At 69.2% G+C, this 11948-nt stretch carries 17 protein-coding genes and 1 pseudogene; all 18 read left to right on the top strand.

Going from position 1 to position 11948, the window contains the following annotated elements; translation table 11 throughout:
- Nucleotides 1–66 precede the first annotated feature (66 nt).
- A complete protein-coding gene (locus IPJ61_RS21240) occupies nt 67–540 on the top strand; it encodes a phage terminase small subunit (RefSeq protein ID WP_297112576.1) in 474 nt (157 codons plus the stop codon).
- Nucleotides 533–2074, top strand: a complete 1542-nt coding sequence (locus IPJ61_RS21245) for a hypothetical protein (RefSeq protein WP_297112580.1) — start codon at nt 533–535, stop codon at nt 2072–2074. The genes IPJ61_RS21240 and IPJ61_RS21245 overlap by 8 nt, the downstream gene beginning before the upstream one ends.
- Nucleotides 2071–2280: a hypothetical protein gene (locus IPJ61_RS21250; protein WP_297112582.1), complete on the top strand. Its 210-nt coding sequence runs from the start codon at nt 2071–2073 to the stop codon at nt 2278–2280. Before IPJ61_RS21245 ends, IPJ61_RS21250 begins: the two co-directional genes overlap by 4 nt.
- A 16-nt stretch (nt 2281–2296) precedes the next feature.
- Nucleotides 2297–2740, top strand: coding sequence for a phage portal protein (locus tag IPJ61_RS21255; protein ID WP_297112585.1), 444 nt, complete (start codon nt 2297–2299; stop codon nt 2738–2740).
- The gene (locus tag IPJ61_RS21260; RefSeq protein WP_297112588.1) at nt 2700–3737 is read left to right on the top strand and encodes a phage portal protein; all 1038 of its coding nucleotides are present in this window, start codon (nt 2700–2702) and stop codon (nt 3735–3737) included. Before IPJ61_RS21255 ends, IPJ61_RS21260 begins: the two co-directional genes overlap by 41 nt.
- Nucleotides 3734–4699 carry a hypothetical protein gene (locus IPJ61_RS21265; RefSeq protein ID WP_297112593.1) on the top strand — a complete coding sequence of 322 codons (966 nt, stop codon included), beginning with the start codon at nt 3734–3736 and terminating at the stop codon, nt 4697–4699. Before IPJ61_RS21260 ends, IPJ61_RS21265 begins: the two co-directional genes overlap by 4 nt.
- Before the next feature lie 745 nt (nt 4700–5444).
- Nucleotides 5445–6101, top strand: a pseudogene (locus tag IPJ61_RS21275) (phage major capsid protein); the annotation flags it as partial.
- A 74-nt stretch (nt 6102–6175) separates the two neighbouring features.
- Complete coding sequence (locus IPJ61_RS21280; protein WP_297112598.1) at nt 6176–6352, top strand: hypothetical protein; 177 nt, start codon at nt 6176–6178, stop codon at nt 6350–6352.
- Nucleotides 6353–6355: 3 nt separating this feature from the next.
- Entirely contained in the window at nt 6356–6883 is a 528-nt protein-coding gene (locus IPJ61_RS21285; RefSeq protein ID WP_297112600.1) for a hypothetical protein, read from the top strand.
- Nucleotides 6880–7338 (top strand): hypothetical protein, encoded by a 459-nt coding sequence (locus tag IPJ61_RS21290; protein WP_297112605.1) that lies wholly within the window; start codon nt 6880–6882, stop codon nt 7336–7338. The genes IPJ61_RS21285 and IPJ61_RS21290 overlap by 4 nt, the downstream gene beginning before the upstream one ends.
- Before the next feature lie 10 nt (nt 7339–7348).
- Nucleotides 7349–7498: a hypothetical protein gene (locus IPJ61_RS21295; protein ID WP_297112608.1), complete on the top strand. Its 150-nt coding sequence runs from the start codon at nt 7349–7351 to the stop codon at nt 7496–7498.
- A gap of 1 nt (nt 7499) precedes the next feature.
- The gene (locus IPJ61_RS21300) at nt 7500–8513 is read left to right on the top strand and encodes a phage tail tube protein (protein WP_297112611.1); all 1014 of its coding nucleotides are present in this window, start codon (nt 7500–7502) and stop codon (nt 8511–8513) included.
- 3 nt (nt 8514–8516) lie between these two features.
- Nucleotides 8517–8798, top strand: a complete 282-nt coding sequence (locus IPJ61_RS21305; protein WP_297112614.1) for a hypothetical protein — start codon at nt 8517–8519, stop codon at nt 8796–8798.
- Nucleotides 8795–8959, top strand: coding sequence for a hypothetical protein (locus IPJ61_RS21310; protein ID WP_297112617.1), 165 nt, complete (start codon nt 8795–8797; stop codon nt 8957–8959). Before IPJ61_RS21305 ends, IPJ61_RS21310 begins: the two co-directional genes overlap by 4 nt.
- The gene (locus IPJ61_RS21315) at nt 8959–9378 is read left to right on the top strand and encodes a hypothetical protein (RefSeq protein ID WP_297112620.1); all 420 of its coding nucleotides are present in this window, start codon (nt 8959–8961) and stop codon (nt 9376–9378) included. The genes IPJ61_RS21310 and IPJ61_RS21315 overlap by 1 nt, the downstream gene beginning before the upstream one ends.
- Nucleotides 9379–9386: 8 nt before the next feature.
- The gene (locus IPJ61_RS21320) at nt 9387–9533 is read left to right on the top strand and encodes a hypothetical protein (protein WP_297112623.1); all 147 of its coding nucleotides are present in this window, start codon (nt 9387–9389) and stop codon (nt 9531–9533) included.
- The gene (locus IPJ61_RS21325; RefSeq protein ID WP_297112626.1) at nt 9526–11313 is read left to right on the top strand and encodes a phage tail tape measure protein; all 1788 of its coding nucleotides are present in this window, start codon (nt 9526–9528) and stop codon (nt 11311–11313) included. The genes IPJ61_RS21320 and IPJ61_RS21325 overlap by 8 nt, the downstream gene beginning before the upstream one ends.
- On the top strand, nt 11313–11948 hold a 636-nt coding region (locus IPJ61_RS21330; protein WP_297112629.1), incomplete at its 3' end, for a hypothetical protein. The genes IPJ61_RS21325 and IPJ61_RS21330, both read left to right, overlap by 1 nt.

The raw sequence follows: 11948 nt of genomic DNA on the forward strand, positions 1-11948 counted from the left end.
CGAACTCTCGCGATGCGTACGGGTCTGGCTCAGGGCGGTCACCTAATGATGAAATAGGGGGCAGCGATGGCCGGTCACGGACCCCCGCCGAAGCCGGACGCGGAGCGGGCGCGGCGTAACGCACCCCCGGCACCGGAGGTCGCCGTCACCCCTGATGACGTGCTGCGTGGTCCCGATCTGCCCGACGACCTGCGGGACTCCGAGGGTGATCCGCTGTCGTGGCCGTCGATGACCCGGAGATGGTGGCTCAACTGGCGCCGGTCGCCTCAAGCTCAGAGCTTCACGGCGACGGACTGGGACTTCCTGCTGGAGACGGCGCTGCTGCACCGCGACTTCGTGCTCGGTGCGTTCGGTCTGGCCTCCGAGTTGCGGCTACGGGTCGCCAAGTTCGGCGCCACCCCGGAGGATCGCCTGCGGCTCCGCATGGCGATCACGCCGCCGGCCACCGCCCCCGCCACCACTGCGTCGGTGAAGTCCGACGAGGTGGCCGAGAAGCGTGAGGATCGGCGCAAGCGGCTGGAGCGTGCTGCCGGTGAGTGATCCGCTGGTCTCCCTCGGGTGGTCGGCGATCTCGTGGATCGAGCACTACCTCGTCCACGGCCCCGGTGATGTGCAGGGCGAGCGGATCGTCCTCGACGATGAGATGGCTGCGTTCATCCTGAAGTGCTACCGCCTCGATCCCGTGGTGGCGGTGCGGCGGATCAAGCGGGCATTCCTGTCCCGGGCAAAGGGCCGGGCAAAGTCTGAGATTGCCGCGATGCTGGCCTGCTTCGAGGCGCTGGGGCCGTGCCGATTCGACCACTGGGCCGAGGCTGACGAGGTGTCGGCGTGGGGCTACGGGTACGCCGAGGGCGAGCCGGTCGGGAAGCCGCTTCGCTACGTCGAGGTGCTGTGCGTGGCGACCGAGGAGAACCAGGCCGGGAACACCTACGACAACATCAGGTACATGCTCGGCTCGCAGACCGCCTCTGCCGAGTTGCTGGCGGACTACCCCGGGCTGGATGTCGGGTTGACGCGGGTGAACCTGCCGGACTCCCGAGGCTCGATCGAGCCGGTGTCGTCCGGGGATTCGTCGAAGGATGGCGGCAAGTCGACGTTCATTGTCGCCGACGAGACGCACCTGTGGCTGCTGAAGCGACTGCGGGAGATGCACGCGGTGATGTGCCGCAACCTGATGAAGCGCAAGCTGGCTCAGGGCTGGATGCTGGAGACCTCGACGATGTACGGCGAGGGCGAGGGCTCGGTAGCCGAGGGCACGCACGCTTACGCGATGACGGTCCGCACCGGCAAGCGCAAGGACGCATCGCTGCTCTTCGACCACCGGCAGGCATCCATGGCGTGGGATCTGGCCGACCGTGCCCAGCGGGTCGAGGCGCTGAGGGAGGCGTACGGGCCGGCCGCGGACTGGATGCCGCTGGAGGACATCGCCGACTACTGGGACGACCCGCAGGTGACCGAGGCGGCGTTCCGGCGGTACTTCCTGAACCAGCCGGTGCCGATGGAGGATCGGCCGCTGTCGATCCTCCCGAAGTGGGGGGCATGCCTGTCGGGGGATCGCCCTCTCGGCAACTCGGCGTCGCTGGCGCTGGCGGTCAGCATGGACCGCACCCGGGCCTCGATCGGTGGCGCCGTGCAGGGTGACCGGCTATCGGTGAAGGTGCTGCGCCACGGCGTCGGGCTGAACTGGATCGTCGCCGAGGCGAAGGCGCTCCAGGACGCGCTGGGCGGTGAGCTCGTGGTCGACGGCAAGGGCCCGGGCGCGTCGCTGATCGATCGGCTGGAGGACGCCGGCGTGAGGCTCAAGGTGGTGGATGCCGCCTTCATCTGCGATGCCGCCGAACTGCTGCTGGACGCGACCGAGGCCGAGCCCGGCCCGGAGCGACTGGAGCACTTCGGGCAGCCCGAACTCGAGGCCGCAGTGGCTATCGCGGCGTGGCGGTCGATCGGCGATCGCAAGGCGCTGGGTCGTCGTGCGTCGGTCGGCGACATCAGTCCACTGGAGGCGGTCGCACTGGCCGCCAAGGAGGCCCCGAAGACCTCGGTCTATGACCAGCGAGGAGTGCTGTCCCTGTGAGAAGTCGAGTGCTGGCCGGCCGTGAGCGCAGTGTCGTGATCGTCACCACGAAGGCGGGCCGTTCCTACCGCGGCGTCCTGTGGGACTTCGACCGTACGTGTGCGGTCCTGCGGAATGCCGAGGCGCTGGACGGCGACGCGCCCCTGCCGATCGACGGTGAGCTGCTGCTGATGTGGTCCGACGTCGAGTTCCTGAATCGTCCGTGAGGGGGTCGCTGTGTTCGTGAGCAACGGCACTCTCGTCAAGACTCCCGTCAAGGCAGGGAGCGTCTCGTGGTTCCCGTCCGTCCCGGCGATGTCGGGTTCGCAGTGGTCCGCGCACTACGCGCACACCTTCCGCTCGCAGTTGTGGGTGTACGTGGTGATCATGAAGCGGGCTCGCGCCTTGGCGCGGCTGCCGATCCCCGTCTATGCCCGCGGTGAGGATGGCGATCGGTCGAAGGTCCGCGATCATCCGATGGCGCGGCTGCTGGCGAGCCCGAACCCAGCGATGTCGGGTTTCAAGCTGCTGGAGTGGACTTCGGCGACGCGGGACATCTTCGGCCGGGCGACGTGGTACAAGGTCCGCACGGCGGGCGTCGTCACGCAACTGTGGCCGCTGCACCCGTCCGGCCTGAGCCCCAACGGTGACGCGCCTGGAACTTCGCCAACAGCTCCCTGCGTCTGAACGAGATCCGGCGCTCGACCTGATGCATTTCACCTCCTTCAACCCCGACCGGATCGGCGACGGCATGTCCCCGCTGGAGCCGCTGCGGGCGACGCTGGAGAACGAGTATGCGGCGCGGACTGCGACGGCCTCGTTCTGGGGTCGTGGCGCCCGCCCCGGCTTCGTGGTGGAGCATCCCGGCAAGATCAGCATCCCCGCTTACGACCGGTTGAAGACCAGCTTTGCCGAGAGCCACGAGGGCCCCGGCAAGGTCGGGTCGACGCTCATCCTCGAAGAGGGCATGAAGGCCGCGAAGATGGAGCTGACCGCCGAGGAGGCGCAGTACATCGAGACGCGGAAGCTGAACCGCGAGGAGGTGTGCGCTGCCTACGACGTGCCGCCCCCGGTGGTCCACATCCTCGACCGGGCGACCTTTTCGAACATCACCGAACAGATGCGCTCGATGTACCGGGACACGATGGCCCCGGTCGCCTCCGAGTTCGAGGGCGTGATCGAGACGGACCTGCGCGCGGCCGAGTTCGGAGGCGAGGACGTCTACGCCGAGTTCCTGATGGACGACGTGATGCGTGGCGACTTCGAGGCGCGGCAGACGGCGCTCGCCTCCGCTACCCACATGACCATCGCGGAGAAGCGGAAGGTTGAGAACCTTCCCTTCATCCCCGGCACTGACCGGATCTTCCTGAACACCGCCACCCTGCCGCTGGACGCGATCGATGCCCAGGCGGACGCGATCGTGGCGGCCACGTCGGAGCGGCAGCGGCAACTGTCGGAGGGCGCGACCCCGGCCCCCGAGCCGAAGTCCCTGCCTGTGGCTGACTACCGCACCGTGCTGGGCCGGCTGGGCTGGCAGAAGGACATCACCGCCGTGGACGTGGCCGGGCTGGTGCGTGGCCTCAGCGAGGGGTCGGCGCTCGCCGTATTCGATGCCGTGGCGTCTGCCGCGTCCGTCCCCGACATCAAGGCGGCACTCAGGGCCGCAACCAAGGAGGGCTCGTGAAGCGCTACCTGCTGGGCACCGTGAAGGCGCTCGACGACAACAGCGACCCCAACGGGAGCTTTGAGGTGATCCTGTCGGCGCCCACGCTGGACCGTGACGGGGAGATCGTCGACTCGAAGATCTTCGAGCCGCTGCCCGACCACATCACCTTCGACATCGACCACGGCATGAGCGTGGCAACCACGGTCGGCTCCGGTGTCCCGCGCTACGACGAGGCCGGCCGGCTGGTCGTGTCGGGCACGTACTCGTCGATCCCTCGGGCGCAGGAGGTCCGCACGCTGGTCCGCGAGGGTCATATCCGCACCACGTCGGTGGCGTTCATGGACGCGCAGCGGGTCAAGGGCGAGGACGGCAAGACGCACGTCGTCTCGGCCGAGCTGCTGAACGGCGCCTTCGTCCCGATCCCGTCGAACCGTGATTCGGTCGTCCTGTCCGCGAAGGACTTCGCCGCGAAGGTCGGCTCCCGGAACTCGGCGAAGGACGCCGAGCGGTTGCAGCAGATCCACGATCTGGCGACCGAGAACGGCGCGGAGTGCGGCGCTGAGAAGTCCGCAAGGACGATTCCCGCCGTCCGCAAGTTCGCCGGCGGGCTGTCAGCGAACGGGCTTCGGGAGGGCCTGACCAGCAGCCTGCGGAACACCTACGGCGCCGAGCGCGTGTGGGTGTGGGTCCGCGACTTCGACACCGACTGGGTGGTCTTCGAGGTCGAGGACGCCGAGGGGCTCAGCCTGTACCGGCAGGGCTACACCGCGTCCACTGCGGGCGTCGAGCTCACCGACAGCCCCGAGCCGGTCACCATCCAGCTCACCTACGTGCCCGCCCCGCAGGCGGCACCCCAAGACACCGACCCCACCAAGTCGGCCGCCCCCGTGACCCCCGCCGCTGAGGCTGGCAAGTCACCGGCAAGCGGGATCAGCTTCGGCGAGTACGTCCGTACCCGCATCGAGGCAACCGCCCCCTGAGGGGCGACCCATCCAACCGAGCAGCCCCCACCGCGGGGCTGCCCAGCTTGCCCAAAGGAGGCAGCAAGATCATGAGCACCACCATGAAGGAGCGGCTGCAGGCCGCCGTCACCGCCGCCGAGAAGTACGGCGACGACCTCGACGCCAAGGGGGTCTCGCCGTCCGGCGACGACCTCGCCCACCTGACCGCCCTGCTGGGTGAGGTCAAGGACGCCAAGAAGGCGCTGGAGTCCGACGCTGAGGCGAAGGGCGCACTGGCCGATGCCAAGGCGTTCATGTCCCAGCTCGCCGGCACCGGTCCCGACACCTCGTCCGGCAAGCAGCACGTCGGCAGCATCGCGCTCCCGTCCCGCCACCAGGTGAAGACGTTCGGGCAGGCTTTCGTCGAGTCGCCCGCCTACGATGCGTTCGTCAAGCAGTACGCCCGGAACGGCGTCATCCCCGACTCGATCAAGGGCCTGCAGTCGGGCACCTTCGGCGCCGACATGAAGGCGCTGATCACTGGCGTCTCGGACACCTCGGCCGGCGCCGCGATCGTCAACGACGAGTACGGCCAGATCGTGGATCTGGTGGGCGCCCGCGAACTCACGATGCGCGACATCGTGACGACCTCGACCACCGACTCCGACGCGGTCGACTACGTGCGGGTGACGTCCAAGACCAACAGCGCCGCCCCTGTCGCCGGGCCACCACGGCCGACGCGCCGACCGCGCCCGGCACTGCGGGTGCTCTCGTCCTCGCTGCCGGCGGCGGGTACAAGCCGGAGTCCGGGCTGGACCTCGAGGTCGTCTCGACCACCGTCAAGACGATCGCGCACTGGCTGCCGATCACGAAGCGGGCCGCGTCCGATGCGGGTCAGATCCGCACCCTGATCGACAACTTCCTGCGCTACGGCCTCAACGAGGAGCTCGAGGACCAGATGCTCACGGGTTCCGGGTCGGGCGAGAACTTCACCGGCATCCTGAACTCGGGCATCTCGACCGTGGGCTCGGCGGGTACGGACATCGACGCGATCGTGGATGCGATCCGCACCGTCCGGGTCACGGGTCGTCGTCGCCCGAACGCGCTGGTCGTGCACCCGAACGACTGGTACTCGGCCGGCTTCCTCACCGCGAAGGACAGCTCGGGCAAGTACCTCATCAGCGACCCCGCCGCCTCGGTCGACCAGCTCAACCAGCTGTGGGGCCTGAGGGTCGTCGTGTCCGAGGGCGTCACCGAGAACACCGCGCTCGTCGGCGACTTCCGTCAGGCGGTCCTCTGGGAGCGCGAGGGCGTCAACGTGATGGTCAGCGACCAGCACGCGGACTTCTTCATCCGCAACCTGCTCGCGATCCTCGCGGAGATGCGTGCCGCGTTCGGCGTGCTCGACCCGCAGGCGTTCTGCTCGGTCACCGCGGTCTAGTCCGCACCGGGTGGGCGCGGGGCAATCCCCCGCGCCCACCACCCTCCTCCAGCCCGCACCGAAGGGAGCCTGTCATGGCCATCAAGAAGATCGACCCGGAACCGGTCATCGACCCGGAGCCGACCGTCGCGCCCGACATCGAAGGGCAGGCGCCCGAGCCTGCCCTGCCGACCGTCGCGCCCAGGAACAGCACCTTCTCCGAGCGCAGGGCCGCCTTTCTCAAGGCGATCCAGTCCGCCGAGAACAAGTAGGCCATGGCCGACATCCTCACCCTCGACCAGGCGCGGGCGGGGCTGGGCTGGCGGCCGGGTGAGCGCCGCGAGCGCGACCCCGAGCTGGTCGCCGAGTACATCCCGGCCGTGACCGAGACGGTCGAGGCGTGGTGCGGCCGGATGGCTGACCGCCGCGAGACGTGGCGCACCGACGACCCGTCGCCGATCACCCTGCCGTGGCCGGCCGAGGCTGTCGTCCGCTACGTCGAGCGGGACGGCGTCCGGCTGGACGACTGGAGCGTGACCTCCGGTGTGCTCGCGATCACCGATCACCGCTACACCGCGGGCGACACGGTGAAGGTCACCGCCTCGGGCCTCCCGACTCCTGCCGCCGTCATCAAGGCGGCGCAGATCATCCTCGCGCAGCTGTGGAACGCCGACCACCAGGGCCGCCCGGTCAACGGCACCGCCGTCCGACCCGAGGGCGGCTCGGTCCCGGTCGGCGTGGCGATCCCCTCCCGCGCCGAGACACTGCTCAACCCTTACTGGCACTTCGGCGGCTTCGCATGAGCGCGGTCCCGGCGCTGAAGGTCGCCCTGCTCGCCCTGCTGCGCAGCCTCTACCCGGAGGCGGCCGTCAGCTACGGCCCGCCGCAGTTGCTGACGGACGTGATGGCCAGCGTCGGCGACGCCGAGGTTGAGCACGAGCGGCCGACCGCCGGCGGCCCCACCCGCTCGCGGGAGGAGGTCGCCGACATCGAGGTCATCCTGTCCTGCGCTGCGCACGGGGACGGCGAGTCCTTCGACGACGCGCAGCAGGAGGCCACCGAGGCCGCCTACGGCATGCTCGCCGTACTCGAGTCCCACTTCCGTGACCGCGCCGCCGCAACCTTGGGCGGCGCCTGCCGTGATGCGCTCGTGCGAACCCACAAGCTCGCGGAGTACGTCTCCACAGACCCCGACGGCTACGTGACGGGCCGCGTCGGCGAGATCACAGCCACCGTCACCTGTCGGACCCGGATCTAGGGAGGAACCCGTGAAGGTCAAGAACGTGTCGCCGCTGGGCGAACTGGATGTGCTGCTGCTGGGCCGCACCGTCGCCGCTGGCGAGGTGGTCGAGGTGACCACCAAGCAGGCCGCCGAGCTGGTCGGCACCGGCAACTTCGAGAAGATCAAGGAGGCCTGAGATGTCCAACTTCCAGGACTGGTCGGTCGGCATCTCCGCTGCCGAGGCGTCGTTCGGCGCGGTGGCCACGATCGCGCGGCATCTGGAGTTCACCGAGCCGAAGCCGTTCGGGATCAACCGCGGCGTCAAGCAGGGCGCGGGCATCCGTCCCGGCACTCGCGTGGCCCGGTCGGCGCGTCGGGTGCGGACCATCAAGCAGGCGTCGGGCGACATCACCGTCGAGGCGTACAGCAAGGGACTCGGCCTGCTGCTGGCCGCGTGCATGGGCTCGGGCTCGGCCTCGGTCGTGTCCGGCGCGGTGTACCAGCAGTTGTTCACGATGGCCGATGTCCTGCCGTCGCACAACGTGCAGTTCGGCGTCCCGAACTCGAGCGGCATTATCCGTCCGCTGACCTTCCGGGGTTGCACGGTCGGCTCGTGGGAACTCGGCGGCTCGGTGGGTGACATCGCCACGCTGAAAACGTCGTGGGACGCCCGCGACTGGGACACCTCGACCGCGTACGTGACGCCGAGTTACCCGACCGGCGGCGGCCTCTACACGGTGGAGGACGCGACGATCTACACCGGCGCCTTCACGGCGCCGACGGCGACCGTGCTCGCGTCGGCCGCGACCGCCGTGGCGGGGGTGAAGGACTTCAAAGTCTCCCTCGACAACAAGCTGCTGACCGAGCGCTTCTACGCCAACGGCGGCGGGCTCAAGGATCGGCAGCTTCCGGGCACCCGTGCGCCGGCCGTGGAGCTGAGCGTTGACTACGGCGCGAACGACCTGTGGGACGCGATCGAGTCCGATCTGGACCTGTCGCTGGTCATCACGCTGGTGGGTGCCGCGCTGGCGACGGGCAACGAGACGATCCAGGTATCCATCCCGGTACTGCGTCCCGAGGACGACGGGCTGCCGCAGGCGTCGAGCCCCGACGAGCTGGCTTCGCAGGCGCTGAAGCTCACGGGCATGGATGGCCAGTCGGCAGCTCAGCCGATGTGGGTCGCGACCCGTACGACCGACACGGCGCTGTAGACCGTGCCCGACGGCCTGCGCATCAACGCCGACGAGTGGGAGACCTTCTACCGGCGCACCAACGCCGTGGCGAAGGATCTCAAGTCCAAGATCCGCCGCCGCATGCGCGAGGTCGTCAAGCCGCTGGGCCCCGACATCGTGCGCGAGGGCGCCGCGGACCTCCGTCCAGCGGCGGCCTCGCCGAGCATGTCGCGTCGAAGGGTGGCGCGCCCACAGTGGGCCAGTCCTCGACGGGCGCCCGGCTGGTGCTCGGCAAGAAGAAGGGCCCGCAGATCGGCCGCATGAACGAGGGCGACCTGCGGCACCCGCTCTACGGCAACCGGAAGCGGTGGATCACGCAGTCCATCCCGGCCGGGACGTGGACGAAGGCGGGCGAGGAGCGCATGCCCGAGATCCGCGATCGGGTCGCACGCGAAATGAACACGATCCTGGAAGGGCTCGACTGATGCTGCTGGAGATCGATGGACGCCGCTACCCGGTGGTGGCGATGGAGCGGCTGGAGTTGCGCCACGTCGTGCTGTTGCAGCGCGAGCTCGCCCAGAACCCGGGCATCACCGCCCTGTCGACGTGGGCTGACATCCGGCACGAGCTGGGCGCCTGGGGCAATCTCACCGGCAAGCAGCGCGAGCACCACCCGGAGGCGCTGTTCTTCACGGCGCTGACGATCTGGTCGGCGCGGGTGTCGGCCGGTGAGGACCTGTCGCTGCTGGACGCGATCAGCGTCCCGGTCGCCGCGATCCACTGGATTGTGGAGCCCGGCGACCGTCAGGCCGGTGAGAGTGAGGGAAAAGCGCACCGCCCCGCCGGGTCGCGGGGCGCCGGCCGGTCCGGCGGCAAGCGGAAGCGGGCGAATCCGAGGACGTAGAGGTCGAGGTGTGGCAGCGGATCGTCCTGCTGTCGCACCTGACGACGCTGGATTTCGAGTCGGTGTGGCGCCTGCCCCTGTTCGTGTGGCACGCCTACGCCGAGTTCCATGACCGCTGGATAGCACGAGCGAATCAGGGGGCCGGGCATGGCTGATGTGACGCTCAAGATGCTGCTGCTGGGCGAGGACCGGTCGGCGTCGAAGGCGCTGAAGGGTGTCGGCGACCAGGCGCAGAAGACGGGCAAGCGGGCGTCGACTGCGGCCTCGATGATGAAGGGCGCACTGTCTGCCGGGGCGATCATGCAGGCGGGCCGGGCCGTGGTCGATTTCGGCAAGGACTCGATCGATGCCTACCGGGGTGCTGCGAAGTCGCAGCGGCAGCTCGACGACGCGTTCACCCGCTTTCCGCAACTGGCGGGGAGGAACGCGGACGGGCTGCGGAAGCTGAACCAGGCGATCCAGGACAAGAACGGCGCCGACGCCGACGACATCGCGGCGGGTCAGGCGAAGCTCGCGACCTACGGCCTGAATGAGAAGCAGCTCAAGAACATGACGCCGCTACTGGTCGACTATGCCAAGAAGACGGGCAAGGACATTCCGACCGCGGCCGCGACGCTCGGCAAGGGCATCATGGGCAGTTCGCGGGCGATGAAGGAACTCGGGGTCGGCTTCAAGGACACCAAGGACCCGGCGAAGAACCTTGAGCAGATCATGGACGGGCTGAAGTCGAAGGTTGGCGGGTTCGCGGACAAGGAGGCGGGTTCGCTCGACGGCAAGCTCTCCATCCTCGAAACGAAGTTCGGCGATGTGCAGGAGTCGGTTGGGCAGGCGCTGGTGCCGGCACTGACCGATCTGGCGGACGCCGGCCTGAAGGTCATCGACTGGGTGACGAAGAACACCGACATCCTCGCCCCGCTGGCTGCCGGCCTCGCGGCTGGGGCCGTGGCGTGGGGCGTGATGACGGCCGCGATGGCCCTTCACACCGCCTACACCGCCGCTGCCGCCGCCGCTGAGGGTGGCCTCACGGTCGGGCAGTGGGCGCTCAATGCCGCCCTGAACGCGAACCCGATTGCGCTGGTCGTCATCGCCATTGCCGCCCTTGTGGCCGGGCTGATCTGGGCGTACAACAACGTCGACTGGTTCCGTCAGGGCGTCGACACTGCTTTCCAGGCGATCGGCGCCATCGGTCGGTGGCTGTGGAACAACGCGCTCGCCCCGGTGATCCGGGCCATCATCCAGGGATTCGCCTGGGTGGTCGACGGCATCGCGGGAATGCTGGAGGCGCTGGGGCAGGTGCCCGGCTTCGAGTGGGCGAAGGACGCCGCGAGGGGCATGCGGCAGCTTGCCTCAGACGCTCGGGATGCCGCGGACGGGATCAAGGACATCCCCGAGCCGGTGGTCGAGACCGACAAGTCTCAGGAGGCGGTCAAGAAGCTCAACGACCGCATCCGGGGACTCAAGGGCAAGATCGTCGAGGCGAAGGCCAAGGGCGACACGAAGGAGGTTGAGCGGCTCAAGCGGAAGATCGACGCCCTGCGCGACAAGCGGGTGACGCTGACGGCGAACGTGAAGGTCGGCGCGCAACGGGACCATCGGGCGCCGGCGCGCGGCAAGGGTGACGTCTTGCAACGCGTCAAGGCGTACGCGTCCGGCGGCGTCGCGGAGGCTGGCATGCCCGCGCTGGTCGGCGAGAACGGCCCGGAGTTGATCGTTCCCAAGTCCGACCGGTACGTCTTCAACGCGGCCCGGACTGCTGCGATGCGCGGCTCTGGCGCACTGGCTGCTGCTGGCGGGCAGACGGTGATCATCCACGCCCCGATCGACGCTCGCGGCGCGCTCGATGAGGTGGCGGTCGGCAAGCGGGTCGAGAAGGCGCTGACGGCGGCGTGGCGGGCTCAGAACCGGCGTCCGCTCCAGTTCCAAGGGGGCCGGTAGTGGTCGCGCCTCAGGCGAAGGTCGAGGTCCGTTTCAACGGCTCGACGTGGGTGGACGTGTCAGGCCGGGCGGACCTGTCCTACGGCATCTCGATCACGCGGGGCCGGTCGTCGGAGGCCGACGACCCGATCGCTCCGGGCACGCTGACTCTGACCCTGGTCAACGACGACGGCCGGTTCTCGCCGGGCCTGTCGTCGTCTCCGTACTACCCGTACGTGAAGGGCGAGCCGGACGGCCCGGCTATCCGTGTGTCGGCGTGGGCTAACGGTGCGTGGCGGCAGCGGTTCTGGGGGACGGTCACCTCGTGGTCGGTGGGCTGGCTGGAGTCCGACGAGGGCGGGCGGCTGTCGGTCTGCACGGTGACCGCGACCGACATCCTCGGCTCGCTGCCGTCGGCGACATTGCGGCAGGCTTCCGACGAGGTGCTGCGGCGGTACGCGCCCACCTACTACTGGCCGCTGCGGGACACCGCCTCCCCGGCGCAGCCGGCGGCCGGCCCGCTCACCCTCACCGACAACGGGAAGGATGGCTGGGCTCAGGGCGGCCGGTGCGCGATGGACGAGGGCGATACGGCCTACCCGCTGCTGAAGGGGCTGGCTGCCGGGCTGAAGCTGACCACGCCGACGCTCAATCTG

The organism is Tessaracoccus sp., from assembly GCF_016714275.1.
Lineage (GTDB): Bacteria > Actinomycetota > Actinomycetes > Propionibacteriales > Propionibacteriaceae > Arachnia.

Excerpts from the sequence above, each read along its gene's own strand:
- IPJ61_RS21280 (WP_297112598.1), top strand. The coding sequence starts at position 6,176 with ATGGCCATCAAGAAGATCGACCCGGAACCGGTCATCGACCCGGAGCCG.
- IPJ61_RS21285 (WP_297112600.1), top strand. The coding sequence starts at position 6,356 with ATGGCCGACATCCTCACCCTCGACCAGGCGCGGGCGGGGCTGGGCTGG.
- IPJ61_RS21300 (WP_297112611.1), top strand. The coding sequence starts at position 7,500 with ATGTCCAACTTCCAGGACTGGTCGGTCGGCATCTCCGCTGCCGAGGCG.
- IPJ61_RS21240 (WP_297112576.1), top strand. The coding sequence starts at position 67 with ATGGCCGGTCACGGACCCCCGCCGAAGCCGGACGCGGAGCGGGCGCGG.
- IPJ61_RS21325 (WP_297112626.1), top strand. The coding sequence starts at position 9,526 with ATGGCTGATGTGACGCTCAAGATGCTGCTGCTGGGCGAGGACCGGTCG.
- IPJ61_RS21315 (WP_297112620.1), top strand. The coding sequence starts at position 8,959 with ATGCTGCTGGAGATCGATGGACGCCGCTACCCGGTGGTGGCGATGGAG.
- IPJ61_RS21290 (WP_297112605.1), top strand. The coding sequence starts at position 6,880 with ATGAGCGCGGTCCCGGCGCTGAAGGTCGCCCTGCTCGCCCTGCTGCGC.
- IPJ61_RS21310 (WP_297112617.1), top strand. The coding sequence starts at position 8,795 with ATGAACGAGGGCGACCTGCGGCACCCGCTCTACGGCAACCGGAAGCGG.